18 protein-coding genes and 1 tRNA gene are annotated in these 17018 nt (G+C 72.3%); 10 read left to right on the forward strand and 9 right to left on the reverse strand.

Features of this window, described 5'->3' with window-relative positions:
- Window positions 1–17 precede the first annotated feature (17 nt).
- From ACPPVX_RS19675 to ACPPVX_RS19700, 6 genes are all read left to right on the forward strand, one after another.
- The gene (locus tag ACPPVX_RS19675; RefSeq protein ID WP_426572281.1) at window positions 18–698 is read left to right on the forward strand and encodes a hypothetical protein; all 681 of its coding nucleotides are present in this window, start codon (window positions 18–20) and stop codon (window positions 696–698) included.
- 34 nt (window positions 699–732) lie between these two features.
- Window positions 733–963 carry a hypothetical protein gene (locus ACPPVX_RS19680; protein ID WP_426572282.1) on the forward strand — a complete coding sequence of 77 codons (231 nt, stop codon included), beginning with the start codon at window positions 733–735 and terminating at the stop codon, window positions 961–963.
- Window positions 956–1585, forward strand: a complete 630-nt coding sequence (locus tag ACPPVX_RS19685) for a DUF4202 domain-containing protein (protein ID WP_426572283.1) — start codon at window positions 956–958, stop codon at window positions 1583–1585. The genes ACPPVX_RS19680 and ACPPVX_RS19685 overlap by 8 nt, the downstream gene beginning before the upstream one ends.
- A gap of 68 nt (window positions 1586–1653) precedes the next feature.
- Entirely contained in the window at window positions 1654–2655 is a 1002-nt protein-coding gene (locus ACPPVX_RS19690; RefSeq protein WP_426572284.1) for a zinc ribbon domain-containing protein, read from the forward strand.
- A 47-nt stretch (window positions 2656–2702) separates the two neighbouring features.
- Window positions 2703–2775: transfer RNA gene (locus ACPPVX_RS19695), tRNA-Gly, on the forward strand.
- An 83-nt stretch (window positions 2776–2858) separates the two neighbouring features.
- Entirely contained in the window at window positions 2859–3839 is a 981-nt protein-coding gene (locus tag ACPPVX_RS19700) for a ketopantoate reductase family protein (RefSeq protein WP_426572285.1), read from the forward strand.
- 33 nt (window positions 3840–3872) lie between these two features.
- Here ACPPVX_RS19700 and ACPPVX_RS19705 read toward each other — a convergent pair whose 3' ends face one another.
- The 3 genes from ACPPVX_RS19705 to ACPPVX_RS19715 all read right to left on the reverse strand — a co-directional run bounded on the left by ACPPVX_RS19705 (window position 3873) and on the right by ACPPVX_RS19715 (window position 7503).
- Entirely contained in the window at window positions 3873–4388 is a 516-nt protein-coding gene (locus ACPPVX_RS19705) for a DinB family protein (protein ID WP_426572286.1), read from the reverse strand.
- Between the two features lie 14 nt (window positions 4389–4402).
- A complete protein-coding gene (locus ACPPVX_RS19710) occupies window positions 4403–5854 on the reverse strand; it encodes a DUF4214 domain-containing protein (RefSeq protein ID WP_426572287.1) in 1452 nt (483 codons plus the stop codon).
- Window positions 5855–5967: 113 nt separating this feature from the next.
- Window positions 5968–7503 (reverse strand): SDR family NAD(P)-dependent oxidoreductase, encoded by a 1536-nt coding sequence (locus ACPPVX_RS19715; protein WP_426572288.1) that lies wholly within the window; start codon window positions 7501–7503, stop codon window positions 5968–5970.
- A gap of 94 nt (window positions 7504–7597) precedes the next feature.
- Between ACPPVX_RS19715 and ACPPVX_RS19720 the strand changes: the two genes are divergently transcribed.
- Both ACPPVX_RS19720 and ACPPVX_RS19725 read left to right on the forward strand, forming a co-directional pair.
- A complete protein-coding gene (locus ACPPVX_RS19720; protein WP_426572289.1) occupies window positions 7598–8071 on the forward strand; it encodes a polyketide cyclase in 474 nt (157 codons plus the stop codon).
- 69 nt (window positions 8072–8140) lie between these two features.
- Window positions 8141–8893 carry an ArsR/SmtB family transcription factor gene (locus ACPPVX_RS19725; RefSeq protein ID WP_426572290.1) on the forward strand — a complete coding sequence of 251 codons (753 nt, stop codon included), beginning with the start codon at window positions 8141–8143 and terminating at the stop codon, window positions 8891–8893.
- 9 nt (window positions 8894–8902) lie between these two features.
- Here ACPPVX_RS19725 and ACPPVX_RS19730 read toward each other — a convergent pair whose 3' ends face one another.
- Window positions 8903–9364, reverse strand: coding sequence for a universal stress protein (locus ACPPVX_RS19730; RefSeq protein ID WP_426572291.1), 462 nt, complete (start codon window positions 9362–9364; stop codon window positions 8903–8905).
- 52 nt (window positions 9365–9416) lie between these two features.
- On the opposite strand from ACPPVX_RS19730, the gene ACPPVX_RS19735 reads away from it, so the two are divergent.
- Entirely contained in the window at window positions 9417–9845 is a 429-nt protein-coding gene (locus ACPPVX_RS19735) for a PPOX class F420-dependent oxidoreductase (protein WP_426572292.1), read from the forward strand.
- Window positions 9846–9874: 29 nt separating this feature from the next.
- On the opposite strand, the gene ACPPVX_RS19740 is transcribed toward ACPPVX_RS19735, so the two are convergent.
- From ACPPVX_RS19740 to ACPPVX_RS19750, 3 genes are read right to left on the reverse strand one after another with little or no spacing between them, the layout of a single operon-like run.
- Window positions 9875–10432, reverse strand: a complete 558-nt coding sequence (locus ACPPVX_RS19740; RefSeq protein ID WP_426572293.1) for a hypothetical protein — start codon at window positions 10430–10432, stop codon at window positions 9875–9877.
- A 58-nt stretch (window positions 10433–10490) separates the two neighbouring features.
- Complete coding sequence (locus ACPPVX_RS19745; RefSeq protein ID WP_426572294.1) at window positions 10491–11183, reverse strand: hypothetical protein; 693 nt, start codon at window positions 11181–11183, stop codon at window positions 10491–10493.
- Entirely contained in the window at window positions 11180–12685 is a 1506-nt protein-coding gene (locus ACPPVX_RS19750) for an AMP-binding protein (RefSeq protein ID WP_426572295.1), read from the reverse strand. The genes ACPPVX_RS19745 and ACPPVX_RS19750 overlap by 4 nt, the downstream gene beginning before the upstream one ends.
- A gap of 38 nt (window positions 12686–12723) precedes the next feature.
- Between ACPPVX_RS19750 and ACPPVX_RS19755 the strand changes: the two genes are divergently transcribed.
- On the forward strand, window positions 12724–13917 hold the full coding sequence (locus ACPPVX_RS19755) for a low temperature requirement protein A (RefSeq protein WP_426572296.1): 1194 nt from the start codon (window positions 12724–12726) through the stop codon (window positions 13915–13917).
- Here the strand turns inward: ACPPVX_RS19755 and ACPPVX_RS19760 are convergent.
- Window positions 13905–15392, reverse strand: a complete 1488-nt coding sequence (locus ACPPVX_RS19760) for a right-handed parallel beta-helix repeat-containing protein (protein WP_426572297.1) — start codon at window positions 15390–15392, stop codon at window positions 13905–13907. The genes ACPPVX_RS19755 and ACPPVX_RS19760 overlap by 13 nt on opposite strands.
- Window positions 15393–15413: 21 nt before the next feature.
- On the reverse strand, window positions 15414–16943 hold the full coding sequence (locus ACPPVX_RS19765; protein ID WP_426572298.1) for a flavin-containing monooxygenase: 1530 nt from the start codon (window positions 16941–16943) through the stop codon (window positions 15414–15416).
- Window positions 16944–17018: the final 75 nt, after the last annotated feature.

A 17018-nucleotide genomic window follows, 5' to 3' on the forward strand; every position in this document is an offset into this window, starting at 1 on the left:
GATACCATCTGCTCTTCGTGGCTCCCCGACTCCGCACCTTCCTGCTCGTCGTCGTGCTCGGATTCGCCGCGTCGATCGCCCTGCCGTCGCTCTCGGGAGCGGCACCGGCCCAAGACAGCACCGGCGCCGCCCTCGGCGGGCAGCTCACCGGCAGCACCACCACCGTCGTCGGCGCCACCACCACCCCGGTGGCCGCCACCGCCGCGCCCACCACCACGGCCGCCGACACGGTGGTCGACACGCCTCGACCGCCGGCCCAGCGCCTCGTCACCGAGAGCCGCAAGGTGGCCGCCGTGATCGGCGCCCTCCTCGTCGTCGCCCTGGCCCTCACGCTGCTGACGGTGCGGTACTGGCGAGCCACCAAGCCCCAGCCGGTCGAGGTCGACGAGGCCGCGGAGCCCGCGGTCCTCTCGGTCAACGACACGCTCGACGACGACGCGATCTTCACCGCCACCCCGGCCGAGGCGGCCCCCGCTCCCGCGAGCGACGAGGTCGTCGTCGGCGCCACGGCCCCGCCGGCCGAGGTGCTCGCCGCCGACCGCTCGGTGCCCGGCACCGATCACGAGGCGGCCGACGATGATTGGAAGCCGCTCGGCACCGGCGAGAACGAGCGCATCGAGGTTCCCGCCGTCGGTGCTCCCGCCCGGCCCAGCTCGGCGGCTCGCCGCAAGGCGCTCGGGATCTCCGACCAGCCCTGACCGGAGCACCGGCACCCGGCACTAGCGTCGGGCCATGGCCGAATCGCTCGACATCGACGCAATGCTCGCTCGCTTCCGCGACCGGGCCTCCGCCGTCCGGAAGCGGAACCTGCCACCGGTCGGGGGCGAGGAGCGCACCCGCCTGGTCGAGCAGGCCCAGACCGACTTCCAGGACTTCGCCATCATCGGCGATGCCTCCGGCGTGCTCGAGGACGGGATCCTGACGCTCCGCATCGATCTGCGCCCCCCGGGGTCCGATGGCTGAGACCTCCGGCTCGGAGGGCTCGGCGCGCTTCGAGCGGGCCGTCGCTTCCATCGACGCGGCCAACGCCGACGACCCCGTCACGGTGCTCGTCGACGGGGTCGAGCAGCCGAAGGAGCTGGTGCACGCCGACCTCGTCGAAGGCTGGGTCCTGGCCCTCGATCCCGGGGCCGGCGAGCTCCAGCTCCTCGCGGCTCGAGCCCACCACCTGCGCCGGTGGGTGTCGCCGCGCACCGACTACCCCGAGGGTCGGGCCGGCTACCTGCGCTGGCGCGCCGACCACAAGAAGCGCCAGGCCGCCGAGGTGGCCGAGATCCTGGAGGCGCACGGCTACGACGCCGGCGAGATCGAGCGGGTCGCCGCCATCGTCGCCAAGCGCGGCCTGGGCTCCGATCCCCAGGTCCAGACGCACGAGGACGCCCTCTGCCTGGCGTTCCTCCAGCTCCAGTTCGACGAGCTGGCCGACCAGCTGGGCGACGACCGCATGGTCGAGGTGGTCCGCAAGACCATCGCCAAGATGAGCCCACGTGGCCTCGACGCCGCCGGAACGGTGGAGATGACCGACCGCGGTGCGGCCCTCCTGCAGGCGGCCCTGGTGGCGCCGGCGGCCGACTCGGGCCCGTAGGGCATCGGCCGAGGCGCGGTCCTCCGGTCACCTACGCTCAGCCCGACGAGCCATCGGAAGGGTGAGCGATGCAGTGTGCAGCGTGCGGTGCCGAGAACGAAGCCGGATCCAAGTTCTGCATGGCCTGCGGATCGCCCTTGACGGCAGCCGAGGTGGAGGCGGCCGCTGAGGCTCCGGCCTCCGAGGCGCCCGCCCCCGAAGCGCCCGACGGCGGCCGCGAGGTGCCGGCCTGGATGGGTGCCGAGGACAACGAGCCCCTCGTGGCCGCCGAGCCCCCGGCCGAGGCGCTGCCGCCTCCGCCCGAGGCCCCGGCCCCGCCCCCACCTGCGGCCTATCCGCCCCCGCCCGGGGCCCCGGCGTACCCGCCTCCACCAGCGGCCTATCCGCCTCCGCCGCCGGCCCAGGCGTACCCGCCGCCCCCGCAGGCCTACCCGCCGGCGCCCCAGGGATACCCGCCTCCGCCGCCCGCCCAGGCCTTCCCGCCGCCCGGGACGTACCCGGCCCCGCCGCCCGCGCCGACGTACCCGCAGCCTCCAGCGCCGGGTGGGTACGCGCCGCCCCCGCCGCCGCCGCAGACCTACGCCCCTCCGCCCCCGGCATGGGGCCAGCCCCAGCCTGGGGGCTACGCCGCACCCGGGGCGTACGCACCGCCTCCTCCGCCGGTCGCCCCGGCCGGGTTCGCCGATCCCAACGCCCTCGGCGCGGCCGTGGCCCGGCTCGGAGCCGGCCCTCGCAAGGCCACGCGCACCGCGGTCGCCGTGGCCGGGGCGCTGCTGCGAGAGGGCGAGACGGTCGAGGCCGTCGTCGGCGGCAAGCTCGAGGGCAACGCCGCCGTGCTGGTGCTCACCGACCGGTCGCTGCTGCTCGTCGACGACCGCCTGTGGAAGCCGTTCACCCAGGTCATCGACGTGACGCCTACGCTCGACGTGCAGGGGTGGCAGGACGATCGCACGGCCAGCCTCACCCTCGTGGCCGAAGGCGGACAGCTGGTGCTCGACCAGATCCAGGACCGACCACTCGCCGTCGAGATGGCGCAACGGATCCGGTACCGGACCGGCGCCACCGGCTGATCTGGTTTCGGCGCCGCCGGGCGCTCGCGCTATGGTGAACACCCCACGCGGACGTGGCTCAGTTGGTAGAGCATCACCTTGCCAAGGTGAGGGTCGCCGGTTCGAATCCGGTCGTCCGCTCGGAGCGAAACCCCCTCTCAGGAGGGGGTTTCGTCGTTTTCGCCCGGTGATCGGCGGGCCCGGGCGTGGCTAGGGTCCTCGCCATGAGCCGGTTCCTCGTCCACGGTGCCGGGGCGATCGGTGGGGTGGTCGGTGGGCGCCTGTTCCAGGCCGGCCACGACGTGGTGCTGATGGCTCGGGGCGCCCACCTCGATGCCATCCGCCACCAGGGGCTGCGCGTCGAGTGCCCCACCGGCGTGGTGACGCTGCCGATCCCGGTCGTCGGCCATCCCGACCAGATCGAACCGGCCGACGGCGACGTCGTCCTGCTGACCGTGAAGGGCCAGGACTCGCCGGCCGCCATCGCCGACCTCCTCGCCACGGTCGATCCGGCGACGCCGGTCGTCTCGCTCCAGAACGGCGTCGAGAACGAACGGCTGCTCCTGCGCACCTTCGAGCACGTCCACGGCGTGTGCGTGATGTTCCCCGCCACCCACCTGGAGCCCGGCGTGGTGCAGGCCCGGTCGAGCCCGGTCGAGGGGATCTTGGACATCGGTCGCTATCCGGCGGGCGCCGACGAGACCACCGCGGCGATCGCGGAGGCGTTCCGGTCGGCCGGCTTCGTGTCCGAGGTCCGCGACGACATCATGCGGTGGAAGCGGCGGAAGCTGCTGCTGAACCTGGCCAACGCCGTCGACGCCCTGTGCGGGTTCCAGGGCCGAGGCGTCGACCTGTACGTGCAGGCGGTCGACGAGGGGGTGCGGTGCTTCGCCGCGGCCGGCCTCGACGTGGTGAGCGAAGCCGACGACGCCGAGCGCCGCGGCGAGCTCATCCAGGAGCAGCCGATCGCCGGTCGCTCCCGGCGCGGCGGCTCCGGGTGGCAGAGCCTCGAGCGGGGTGCCGGCTCGATCGAGACCGATCACCTCAACGGCGAGATCGCCCTGCTGGGCCGGCTCCACGACGTCGACACGCCGGTGAACGCCCTGCTCCAGCGCCTGGCCCGCCAAGCCGCCCGGGAGCGTCGAGCCCCGCGGTCGATGGCGGCCGACGACCTGTTCGCCCTGCTGGCGGACGGCCCCGCCTGAGGGCGCACCGCCGCGTCGGTGCTCGCCCGTCGATCAGTCGGTGAGGACGAGCCACTGGCGGCCGTCGATGAGCTCGCGGGCGGCGTCGAGGTGGCCGGCGTGGCAGGCCAGCTCGACGATCATGTGGAGCAGCACCTCGCGCAGGTCGTCGAGGCGCCAGTCGCCGAACAGCTCACCGGGCCACCAGGCGGGCGGGGCGTCGAGCGGGAGCCCGGCGATGATCGCATCGGAGCGCTCGATCTCGGAGCGGTACCGGGCCATCACCTCGGCGACCGGCAGGTCGGGCGCCACCGTCCACGTGTCGCCGGCCGCACCGAGCTCGTCGATGGCCTCCTGGTCGCCGGCCATGACCGCCCCGAACCAGAACCGCTCCTCGTCGAGCGTGAGGTGCTGGACCATGGCGACGCAGCTCCATCCCGACGGGAGGACGGGCCGCCGCATGGCCTCGTCGTCCAGCCCGTCGAGGATGCCCAGCACGTGGCGCCGCTGCGCGCCGAGGTAGGCGACCAGCACGGCCTTCTCGGCTGCTCGGGGATCGACGGTCGGCACGGGTCCCACCTGCCCTAGGCCGACCGCAGCAGCAGCTGGTACTCGGCGCTGCCGAGGATCGCCGAGAGGGGGTCGCCGCGGGTGGGGAAGATCCATTGGGAGAGCTCGTCGGAGGTGGGCCCCCGGTGCAGCAGCAGTGCGTAGTCCGCCTCGGCATCGAGCTCCCAGAACAGGTAGCCCTTCGCCTGCTTGAGCGCGGCGAAGTGCGCGGCGGCCGCGGCGCGCGTCGACCGGTGCTCATCGAGCTTCTTGACCCAGTCACGGCGTCCCGAGGCATCGGCCGAGCTGCCCAGCACGTCGTCGTAGAGGTGGTCGACGAACTGCGTGTTCGTCATCAGGAACCAGAGCTTCCTGCACTCCCTCCCGGTCGCCATGGTGGTGGCGATGTCGGCGAGCGTGGCCGTGCCGGCCCGGTGGCGGCCGATCCAGTAGTGCAGGCCGGCGCTGTCGGGGGGCCGGGCCAGCAGGGCCCGGTAGAGGCGGATGAGAGGGTCGACGTTCGTGACGTTGTCCGGCGAGCGCCGGAGCGCGACCACCAGATCTGCTCGTGCCCCGTCGTTCGCGTCGAGCTTGGCCACCCAGGACGCCAGCGACGAGGCAGTCGGCGTGCTCCCGGCGATGTCGTGGTACTGCCGCTTGACGTAGTCGGACCACCCCGCGAACGGGAACCACGGATGGCCCGTGATCACCGTCTCGGACGGTGGGCTGGGGTAGCCGACCCCCACCACCGTGATGGCGGCGACATCGAACCGGTACGGCTTCCCGTTGGGCAGGCCCGTCACCACCTGGGGTACGGGCTCGGTCCCGACCGTCTTGGTCGCCTTCTCGACGCCGTTGACGCGGGCGGTGATCACGTAGCCGGTGATGTCGGCCCCGCCGTCGTCTTCCGGCGCGGGCCACGACACCGTGACCTGGTGCGACTCCGGCTGGACGTAGACGTGGGTGGGCCCCGCCGCGCGGGTTGCCTCGGTGAACCGCCAGCTGAACCCGATCGGTCCCTGGTAGGGGGCCGAGGTGTCCTGGTCGATCCCGGCGAGGACGATCCGGTAGGTCGTCCCCGGCAGCACCTTCACCAGCAGGGCGTCCGTGTACCTCCCGTTGCACCCGGTGTAGGCGGTGCTCGGGGTCAGCGAGCCCAGCGCCGCACCAGTGGACACGCCGACCACGACGAGGTCGGGGTCGCCGCACGAGCCGACGAGGAGGGTGCCGTAGGTGGGCGCGGTGAACGAGTACCAGATCGAGGCGCCGCTGTGGAGGCCGGCGATCGTGTCCGCCTCGCCGGGCTCGGTGGTAGCGCCGGCGTTCGATGTCGTGACGTCGCCCGCGCTGCCGGTCAGGGCCTGGGCGTGAGCGAAGTCGTCGTTCGCCGGTGCCGGCGGACCGGCCGCGGCCGCGGGCGTCACGGTCAAGCCGGCAGCGGCCGCCGCCACGACCCCGACGATGAGAGCGATCCGGTGAGCACGCATGGTGGCCCCTCTCCGCCGTCCAGCCCCGCCGGCCGGCCTCCCGCGTTGCGCGGTTCTGGCGGGAACGCTAGCTACGCCGTCGGTCGCTGTCGCCTGACGGAACCGTCAGCGGGCTACCAGTCGGTGGGCGTGTAGTCCTTGAGGAACTGGCCCCACACGTGGGTGCCGGTGTTGAAGCCGTCGATGATGGGATCGACGATGCGGGCGGCGCCGTCGACGATGTCGAGCGGCGGGTGGAACCGGTGCTCGGCGGTCTTGCGGCTGGCGATCTCGGCCGGGTCCTCGTCGCTGACCCAGCCCGTGTCGACGCTGTTCATGTGGATCCCGTCGGCGTGGTAATCGGCCGCCGAGGTGCGGGTCATCATGTTGAGCGCGGCCTTGGCCATGTTGGTGTGGGGGTGCCGGGTGGTCTTGAACCGCCGGTAGAACTGGCCCTCGACCGCCGACACGTTGACGATGTGCTTGTCGCGCTCGGGGGTGCGCAGCATCAGCGGCTTGAGGCGGGCGTTCAGCACGAACGGGGCTACCGCGTTGACGAGCTGCGTCTCGAGCAGCTCGACCGACGACACCTCCGACAGGGTGAGGCGCCACGAGTTGCGGCCGCGGAGGTCGACCTGCTGCAGGTCCTGGTCGAGCCGGCCCTCGGGGAACAGGTGGGCCTGGGGCTCGTGCTCGTCGGGCAGCAGCGCCGCCTGGGACATCTCCGCCGAGGTGGCCGCCACGGCCGCCGCCGACTCCAGCAGGACGCCGGGGCCTTCGAGCAGCTCGGCGCTGCGGAGCCCGTCGACGCCGCCCAGCAACCCGCGCGCGTCGGCGGGCAGGTCGGCGAGGGAGCCCACCTCGAGCTCCATCATGTGGCGGTAGAAGTCGGGTGGGCGGCGGACGGTCTGGCAGGCGTTGTTGACGATGAAGTCGAGGCGGCCGCGGGTGGTGTCGAGGTGGTGGCACAGGGCCTCGACGCTCGGGGTGTGGCGCAGGTCGAGGCCGTAGATCTCGAGGCGGTGGCCCCACTGGTCGAAGTCGGGCTCGCTGGCGTAGCGGACCGCCGAGTCGCGGGGGAACCGGGTGGTGACGATGAGCTCGGCGCCGGCCCGCAGCAGCTTGATGCCGGCCTGGTAGCCGATCTTGACCCGCCCGCCGGTGAGCAGGGCGACCCGGCCGGTGAGGTCGGTGGTCTCGGTGCGCTTGCGCTCGTTGAGCGTGGCGCACGCCGGGCACAGCTGGTCGTAGAAGTGGTGGACCTGCAGGTAGTGGACCTTGCAGACGTAGCAGTGGCGCTCGCTCACGTCGGTGCCGACCGCGCCGCGAGCGGGCTCGGCGGTGCCGTCGCCCAACCCGGTGGCGACCACGCCCTCGGGCGCGAAGACGTTGGGCGAGGTGAAGACCGGCTTGGCCCGCAGGGCGCGGATGCCGGTCTCGGCCAGCACCTGCTCCTCGCGCTCGAGCTTGTCGGCCCGGGCCTTCCGGCGCTTGGCCTTGGCCCACTGGCGGCGGTCGTCGACGTCGGGGCAGAACACGTCGCCGGCTGCTGCCAGGAAGCGGGCCCGCTCCTGCTCGGTGAGGCCGTAGAGGGCCGAGCGGTCGCTGACCACCGCCTCGAGCAGTTCGGTGGCGGCGCGCAGCCGGTCGGTCAGGTTCTCGTCGGGCACGGTGCTCACTGCTGACCGGTCGGGGAGGTTCGGGTCGGTGACGACGTTAGGCGGCACCGGTGCAGCCCGGGCAGCCCGCTGGCAGGATGCGGGCATGACCACCGAACGCATCGAGGTGCAGCGCACCATCCCCGCCGAGCCCGCCGCCATCTTCCGGGTGCTGGCCACCCCGGAGGGCCACGTGGCCATCGACAGCTCGGGGATGCTCATGTCCGCCGACGGCAGCACCGTCGGAGCGGTGGGGGACTCGTTCGTCGTCCACATGGACCGCGAGGCGCTCAACGACTTCCCGATGGGCCTCTACGACGTCACGATCGTCATCGAGACCTTCGAGCAGGACCGGGAGATCGAGTGGTCGATCCAGGGCCAGCTCAACATCGGTCACACCTACGGCTACACGCTCGAACCGGTCGACGGCGCCACGCTGGTCACCTCGTACTACGACTGGTCGAAGATCAGCCAGGACTGGCGCGACGCGAACATCTTCCCGATCATCTCCGAAGGCGCCCTGCGGGCCACGCTCGGGATCCTCGACCGCACCGTGCGCAAGGGCACCTGGGACCAGTAGCCCTCTCTCCCTTGCGGTCCTCGCCGCCATCCGTTGACAGGTGACCAAAAGGTCACATATCATCACGGCATGGACGATGTGTTCAAGGCGCTGGCCGACCCCACTCGGCGGGAGCTGCTCGACGAGCTGTTCCGGCAGGACGGGCAGACCCTCAGCGCGCTGGAGGAGCGGTTCGAGATGAGCCGCTTCGGCGTCATGAAGCACCTGAAGGTGCTCGAGGACGCCGGCCTCGTGGTCACGCGCAAGCGGGGCAGGGAGAAGCTCCACTTCTTGAACGCGGTCCCGATCCGGCTGGTCCACGACCGCTGGGTGAGCAAGTACGCCGAACCGTGGGTCGCCGGCCTCAGCGACCTCAAGCAACGAATGGAGACCACCATGGAGAAGATCTACGAGATCTACATCCGGACCACCCCCGAGCGGCTGTGGGATGCGATCACCAGCCCGACCGAGCGGCCGAAGTTCATGTTCGGCAACAGCGTCGACACCGACTGGTCCGTCGGGAGCACCGTCACGATGACCAACCCGAAGGCCCCCGGCCCCCTCGGCGACGGCGAGGTCCTCGAGATCGACCCGCCCCACAAGCTGGTCCAGACCATGCGGGCGCTCTGGAGCGACGACGTGAAGGCCCAGGGCTTCTCACGGGTCACGTGGGAGATCACCCAGGTCGAGGACTCGTGCCTGCTCACCCTCACCCACGACGAGCTGCGCGAAGACGCCCACCCCGAGATCTACGGGGGATGGCCGATGATCCTCTCGGGGCTCAAGACGTGGATCGAGACCGGCGCCGTGCTCACCACGCCGGGCTCGCTCATGTACGCCTGAGCGGCCCGTTCAGTCGTCGGTGGCCTTGGGGCCGGTGACGATCACGGTGCACGGGGCGTTGCGGACCACGTGGTCGGAGACCGACCCGAGCACGGCCCGCTTGATCCCGCCTCGGCCGCGGGAGCCGATGACGATGGCCGACGCACCGAGCTCCTCGGCCAGGTGGCAGATGGAGCCGCCGGGGTCGCCGCGCAGGACGCGGGCCTCGGCGTCGTGGAGGCCCAGCGCCGCCTGCGTCTCCGACGCCACCAGCTTGGCGTCGGTGACCGCGTCGGACTCGAGCTGGTCGAAGGCCTCGGGCGACATCACGCCGCCGGCGATGCCGGTCCCGGTGACGAGCCCCGGATCGGGCTCGAGCATCACCGTCACGATGATCAGGGGGGTGGCCGGCGCCAGCAGCGCGAGGCCGGCGCGCAGCGCGGCGGTGGAGTGGTCGGAGCCATCGGCACACAGGAGCACGGGAGACGTCATGGCGGCACGGTACCCGCGAGGCAGGGGCCGTCGGTGCTGGCAGACTCCTCGCATGGCCACGCACCTCGATCCGTCCGCCGCCCTCGACTGGGCGTTCGCCGAGGCCCGCACCGCCAAGGTCGCCGTGGTCACCGCGTCCGGTGCGCCGCTCGTCGCTCCGGTGTGGGTCGCCCGCGACGGCGACCGCCTGGTGTTCAACACCGGCGCCGACACCGCCAAGGGCCTGGCGGTGCAGCGCGACCCGCGCGTGTCCATGTGCTTCGACGACGAGACGCCGCCATTCTCGTTCGTGATCGTCCGGGGCACGGCGGAGGTGAGCGAGGACCTCGCCGAGGTCGGCCGCTGGGCCGGGATCATCGGGGCGCGCTACATGGGTGACCACCGCGCCGAGGAGTACGGCGAGCGCAACGGCGTCCCGGGCGAGCTGCTGGTCACGGTCACGCCCACCAAGATCACGGGCACGCTCGGCATCGCCGACTGAGTGCGGGCGGCGGGTCGCGGGCCGGACGCTCAGTCGGGCCGGTCGACCTCGGCCGGCGGGATCAGCCCGGTGTCGGGCTTGTCCACCGAAGCCGGGGGGATGAGCTCTACGCCCTCGGTGGTGGAGGTCTGCTCGGCCTTCGCGGGAGTCGTCGACGCGTGCTCGGACGTCCCGGGCGCGCTGCACCCGGCCACGAGCGCCCCGGCGATGGTGACGCCGATCGCCGCCTTGGTGATGCCGCCGATCAGGCGCGTCTCGCGGAGCCGCACCACGATGCGCTGGGCATCGGCGCGGCTGGTGCCGAGCACCTGCTCGATCTGCGCGCTCAGGTTCATGGCGTCGAGGTCCAAGACGGCGGCGAGGGCGTCGATGTCCTCCTGGCGGACCTCGACCAGGTGGGCCACCTGGTCGCCACGGCACCGGGCGGCCAGCTCTACGTAGGCGTCGAGCACCTCGCGGTTGCCGCAGCCTGACCCGAGGACCACGTTGGCCGTGCCCATGCGGAGGCGCCCCCCGTCCGGGTCGTAGGAGAGGCCGGCGTCCTGGCGGCGCTCGGGATGGGGATCTTGCGATCGGTCCGGCGACATGGGCCTCCCGATCGGCACGGGCGACCGGGAACTGAGGGTGGCGCCGGATGGGGCTCGGCTACGCGAGCGCCTGGCTGCGCCGGTAGCCCTCGCGGAGGAAGGCGGCGGCGGCCGCCACGTCGGGGACCTCGGTGGCGGCGATGACGGCGCCGAACGGCCGGTTCCAGTACCCGCCATCGGGCTCGGGCGGGGTCCACGGGCCGACGTAGAGGTACGGGAGGGGATCGGCGGTGTCACCCGGCGACCCGCCGTAGTTGACCGAGCCCAGCTGGCAGCCGATGTCGAAGTGCTCGGGCCACAGCTGCACGATCGTCGGCTCCTGGTCGGGGTGCTCGGCGCGCAGGACCTCCAGAGCGCCGTCGACCAGCAGCCACCACGCGGCGAACGTGGCCGCTGCCGTCGGATCGATGGCGAGCGGAGCGTCGGGTTCGAGCGGGGTGGTGGGCGTGAACAGGTGGGTCGGCGCCCCTGGTGAGGTGCCGGCGAGCGCGGCGGCGGCGCCGACGGTGGTGAGGGGCGCTCGCTGCTCGCCGCGATCGTCGCGGACCACCAGGTCGACCCCTTCGATCGCGACGATCCGGTCGCCGTGGTCCGAGGGGAACGGCGGCGTGGTGGGACCGCCGGGAGCGGCCCGCAGCCCGATGCGTCCGGTGGCCGCGTGGCGCGCCGCGCACAAGACGTGCTCGGCCACCGCCTGGAGCGCGAGGCGGGTGGCGACGAAGGTGGCGTCGGAGGTGGCTTCGGAGGTCATCGCACCTGGTCGACCACGTCGCCCTTCACCACCTTCCCGAGCGCGTTGCGAGGGAGGGCCTCGACGAACACCACCCGCTTGGGCCGCTTGTACGCGGCCAGGCCGGCGGTGGCGAGCGCGAGGAGGTCGGCCTCGCTGGTGGGGCCCGGTGCGCCTTCGACCACGGCGATGACCTGCTCGCCCCAATCCGGGTGCGGGAGACCGACGACCGCGACGTCGATCACGTCGCCGTGGGCCCGGAGGACGTCTTCGACCTCTCGGGGGTACACGTTGTAGCCACCGCTGATGATCAGCTCCTTGCGCCGGCCGACGATGCGGAGGTAGCCGTCGCCGTCGAGGGCGCCGACGTCGCCGGTGGCGAACCACCCGTCGACGAAGGTCTCGGCCGTCGCCTCGGGCCGCTGCCAGTAGCCGGAGAAGACGTTCGGGCCCTGGAGCAGGATCTCGTCGGTGCCCTCGGCCAGCCGCAGGTCGACGCCGGGGAGCGGGAGGCCGACGGTGCCGGGGCGCCGGTCGCCGTCGTAGGGGTTCGACACGTTCATCACGGTCTCGGTCATGCCGTAGCGCTCGATCAGGCGCTGGCCGGACCCGGCCGTGATCTCCTCGTGCAAGGCGGCGGCGAGCGGGGCCGAGCCCGACACGCCGAGGCGCAGGGCACGCAGCTCGTCCAGCCGTCCGGACGATGCCAGCCGCGACCACATGGTGGGCACCCCGAAGAAGAGGGTGGCCTGGTGCTCGCCGATGGCGCCCAGGGTGTCCGCCACCTCGAACCCGCGGCGCAGCACCACCGACGCGCCGGCGGTGAGCGTGCCGTGCAGCCCGACGCCCAGCCCGTGCATGTGGAACAGGGGGAGGGGCAGGACCAGGCGGTCGTCGGGGCTCCAGCGCCACGCGAGCCGCAGGGCTTCGGCCGATGAGAGCAGGTTGCCGTGCGACAGGAGGGCGCCCTTGGGGGACCCGGTGGTGCCGGAGGTGTAGGCGAGGATCGCGGGGTCGTCGGAGCCGACGCCGTCGAGCCACGCCGGATCGGGCCCGTCGGGGATCGCCACGTCGGTGCCCACCACCAGCACCTCGCGGTCACCTGCGGCCGCGGCGATCCACCGGCCGCGCTCCTCGTCGTCGACCACCGCGAGCGACGGCGCCGCGTCGGTGACGATGTGCGCCACCTCGCGCTCGAGGTAGCCGGTGTTCGCCGGGATCACCACCAGCCCGAGGCGGATGGCGGCCACGTGGGCCACGACGAGCTCGACCGAGGCCGCGGCCGAGATCAGGACGCGTTCGCCGGGCACCAGTCCGGCGTGGGCCAGGCGCCCGGCCACCGCCCGCGAGCGGTGCTCCAGCTCGTCGGCCGTGATCCACCCCTCGCGGTCGTCGTGCACGGTCGGGTGGGCCGGGTCGGCGGCCCAGCGGGCGGTCCAGGAGCCGGGCAGGCTGGCCGCGGCGAGCAGGTGCACGTCGTCGGGTGCGAGTCCGGGCGGGAGGTGGGCGGCCCAAGGGGTCATCGTCGTCACCGTACCGAGGTGCCTCCTACGATGCGCCGATGACCAGCGTCCGCCGTCACGTGGTCCCGATGGTCGGCCGCGACCACACCGAGGAGCACCGCGCCGCCACCCCGCTCGAGCTCCTCTTCGACCTGAGCTTCGTGGTGGCGATCTCGGTCGCCGCCGACGGGCTCCACCACGAGATCGCGGCCGCGCACCTGCACGACGGGCTGGTCGGCTACCTGGCGACGTTCTTCGCCATCTGGTGGGCTTGGATGAACTTCACGTGGTTCGCGTCGGCGTTCGACACCGACGACGTGCCGTACCGGCTCCTGGTGTTCGTCCAGATCATCGGCGTGCTGATCGTGGCGGTGGGCATCGCCGACGCGTTCGACGGGGAGTACGGCCTCGTCACGCTCGGCTACGTGGTCATGCGCCTGGCCATGGTCGGCCTGTGGGCCCGAGCGTCCCGCGCGTCGGGGGAGCGGGGCGACGCCGCCCTCCGCTACGCCATCGGCATCGCGGTCGTGCAGGTCTTCTGGGTGGCGCGCCTCGCCCTGCCCAGCCAGTGGGGCATGGCGTCGTTCGCCGTCCTCGTCGTGGTCGAGCTGGCGATCCCCGCCATCGCCGAGTCCGACGCCCGCGCCACCGGGTGGCACCCCCGCCACATCGCCGAGCGCTACGAGCTGTTCACGATCATCGTGATCGGCGAGTCGATCCTCGCCGCCACGGGCGCCATCCGCCGAGCCCTCGACGGCGGCGTGTCGGCCGAGCTGCTCACCATCGCCGGAGGCGGCCTGGTGCTCGTCTTCGGGCTGTGGTGGCTGTACTTCGAGCGGGGGGCCCACGAGCCCCTCGAGGGCGTCCGCCGGGGTGCGTTCGCCTGGGGCTACGGCCACTACGTGCTGTTCGCGTCGCTGGCGGCCGTCGGGGCCGGCATCGGGGTGGCGGCCGAGCTGCCGGGGCCCGACCTGAAGATCTCTCCGGTCAGCCAGGCGATGGCGGTGGCCATCCCGGCCGCGCTGTCGCTCATCTCGATGGCGCTCCTGCAGGGCTTCTTGCACCGCGAGCCGGCCGCTCGCACGATCCGGCTGGTGATCGGCGGGGTGATGATCGTGGTCGTCGCGGCGGTGGCCGAGGTGCCGCTGGGCACCGACGTGGCGCTGATGGGCCTGGTCATGGCCATCGTGGTGGCGATCGACGTCGTCACCTCGGATCGGCGGATCGCAGCCGCCGGCCCTCAGCCGGCGTAGTCGGCCGATCCGGTCACGGGCGCGGCCGGCGCGGCCGCCGTGCTGGTCGGAGGTGCGGTCGTCGACGTGGTGGTGGACGTCGCGGCCGGCCCCTGGCAGCTGGCCAGCGCGCCGAGGGTGGGGAACGTGAGGTCGGGCGTCGGCGGCTCCGAGCCGTCGGGCTCGGCGGCCGCGACCGCGATCACCATCACGAACAGCGATCGGGGCGGCGGCTCGCCCTGGCAGATCCCCACCGGTTGGCCGAGCGCCTGGTTGCCCTCGACGGTGGTGGCGGTGGTGCCGTGGACCCAGCGGTAGGGGCTGTCGTTGCCGGCGATGGCCGAGGTGTTCGAGCGCAGCACGGTGCCGGTGATGGGCTGGTGGAGGTCGGTGGTCCGGTACGGCGTGCCCACGATGACCGCGTGGTGGTCGGGAGACGACGCGCTGAACGAGTTGCCCTCGACGGTGGTGTCGTCGTCCTCCACCCGCACGCCGTAGGTGACGCCGGTGAACGAGTTGGCGAGGATCGTGTTCGACGGGGCGTGATCGAGGCTGATCCGCAGCACCGGGCCGGTCACGTAGGCCGGGTCCGAGCAGTCCATCGGGAAGACGTTCTCGCCCTGGCGCGATGCCACCCACACGCCGGTGCGCTCCGAGGCGAACGAGTTGCCCTCGATGCGGTTGCGCTCGGCGGGGTAGCGGCGCTCGATCCAGCTCGGGTCGTCTTGGTTCTCGCCGCAGTTCTCGTACAGGAAGATGCCGCCGTTCGAGTTGCGCTCGAAGTGGTTCCGGCGGATCACGTTGTCGTACGAGCCGTCGACGGCCAGGCCCTCGCGGCCCGTGCCCCAGTACCAGACGGTGCTCCCGCCGAACTCGAACGTCTGGCCTGCGGTCCCGTTCTCGCCGTACCCGTTGTGCACCACCTCGTTGCGCTCGATCGTGTTCTGCCGGGACCCGGTCTCCAGGTAGATCGCCGTGCTCCCCGCATCGTGGAACGCGTCGTCGGCGATGGTCACGCCGCTGACGTAGGCGTTCACGTAGACGCCGACGCCCTTCGAGTCGTGGAAGCGGTTGTGCGCCACGGTGATAGCGGAGGTGCCGCCCTCGTACTCGTGGCCGGCGGCGAGCGCGCCGAACCCGTCGCGGGTGACGCGCAGGTTGTTGGTGAACCCGGAGACGTCGCAGCCGGTGACGGTGACGTCGTGCATGGCGGCGTCGGTGGGGGCGTGGAGGTGGATCCCGATGCCATCGGCGTCACCGCCGACGATGTGGGCACCCCTGCAGTCGAGGGTGACGTTCGAGGCGGTGATGTCGAACCCGCCGGTGTAGGTGCACGTCGGGTCGAGGTCCGCGTCGGCCGTGATCTGTACCCGCTCCGCGGCCTGGCCGCACCCGATGACCGCCGGTGCGGCCCCGGCGGGCGCAGCCCCGAGCGGCACGGCCGCGGCGACGACCGCAGCGCAGGCCGCCAGGACCGACCACCCTCCTCGTCGCATCGACGAGACGGTAGTGGAGCCTCAGTCGGCGACCGTGGGTGCCGCTCGGCCGGCGGGCGTGACGACGTAGTGGTCGGGGTCGAACCGGCGGGTGCGCTTGCGGAAGACGAACGTGAAGTCGGGCCACAGCGACGTGTTCTTGCCGGTCTTGTCGAGGTACCAGCTCTTGCAGCCGCCGGTGTTCCACACCGTGCCGCCGAGCTGCTCCTGCAGGGCCACGTTGTACGCCTCGACCGCCTCGGGCCGGACCTCGACGGTGGAGGCGCCGGTGCGGTCCATGCTGCGGAGCGCGTCCATCACGTAGCTCACCTGCGACTCGATCATGAAGACCATCGAGGAGTGGCCCAGCCCGGTGTTGGGCCCCACCAGGAAGAACAGGTTGGGGAACTGGTCGACGGTGCTGCCCAGGTACGCCGATGCGCTCTCCGACCACTTCTCGCCCAGGTTCACGCCGCCCGTCCCCCACATCTTCTGCGCCGCAGGGATGTCGGCGACCTGGAACCCGGTGCCGAAGATGATGGTGTCGACGGGGTGCTCGGTGCCGTCGACCGTGACGATCGAGTGGGCCTTGACCTCGGCGATGCCCGCGTCTTCGAGCGTGACGTTGGGCTGGGTGAGCGCCGGGTACCAGTCGTTGCTGAGCAGGATGCGCTTGCACCCCATGGCGTAGCTGGGGGTCAGCTTGCGGCGCAGCTCGGGGTCTTCGACCGCCTGGTGCAGGTGGGCCAGGGCCAGCTTGCCGGCCCGCTTGAGGATCTGGGGTCGCCGGGTGAAGCCGATCACCGTGAGCTCACGGGCCCAGTAGATGCTGGCCCGGGCCAGGCGCTGGGCGCCGGGCACCCGCTTGAACAGGGTCCGCTCGAACCTGCCGATGGGGCGGGAGCGACGCTCCATCACCCACGGGGGCGTGCGCTGGAAGACGGTGAGGTGGTCGACGGAGGGCTGGATGGCCGGGACGAACTGGATGGCCGATGCGCCGGTGCCGATCACCGCGACGCGCTCCCCGCGGAGGTCGTGGTCGTGGTCCCAGGTGGCCGAGTGGAAGACCGTGCCCTCGAACGACTCGATCCCGGGGAGGTGGGGCGTCGACGGCTCGCTGAGCGGGCCGAGGCCGGCGATGAGGACCTGGGCCTCGTAGGTGCCCTCGGAGGTCTCGATGCTCCAGACCCGCCGGGTCTCGTCCCAGCGGGCCCCTTGCACGGTGTGGCCGAACCGGGTGTGGGCGTCGAGCTGCTCGTCCTTGGCGACGGTGCGCAGGTACTCCCAGATCTCGGGCTGGGGCGAGAACGTGTCGGACCAGTCGGGGTTCTGGGCCCAGGAGAACGAGTAGAGGAGGCTCGGGACGTCGCACGCGCAGCCCGGGTAGGTGTTGTCGCGCCACGTGCCACCGACGTCGTCGGCGCGCTCCAGGATCAAGAAGTCGTCCATCCCGCTGCGCTTGAGCTGGGCGGCCATGCCGATGCCCGAGAAGCCGGTGCCCACGATGATCACGCGGGCGCTGGTGGCGGTGGCATCGGGAGCGGCGGTGCGGGTGGGTGCGGTAATGGTCACAGAGGCTCCTGGTGGGGCGGCAGGGAGACGTTGTTGATCTTCGGTCAACAGAGACTATGGAACTGCTGACCGCAG

The organism is Aquihabitans sp. McL0605 (genome assembly GCF_049993875.1).
In the GTDB taxonomy this organism is placed as follows: domain Bacteria; phylum Actinomycetota; class Acidimicrobiia; order Acidimicrobiales; family Iamiaceae; genus Aquihabitans.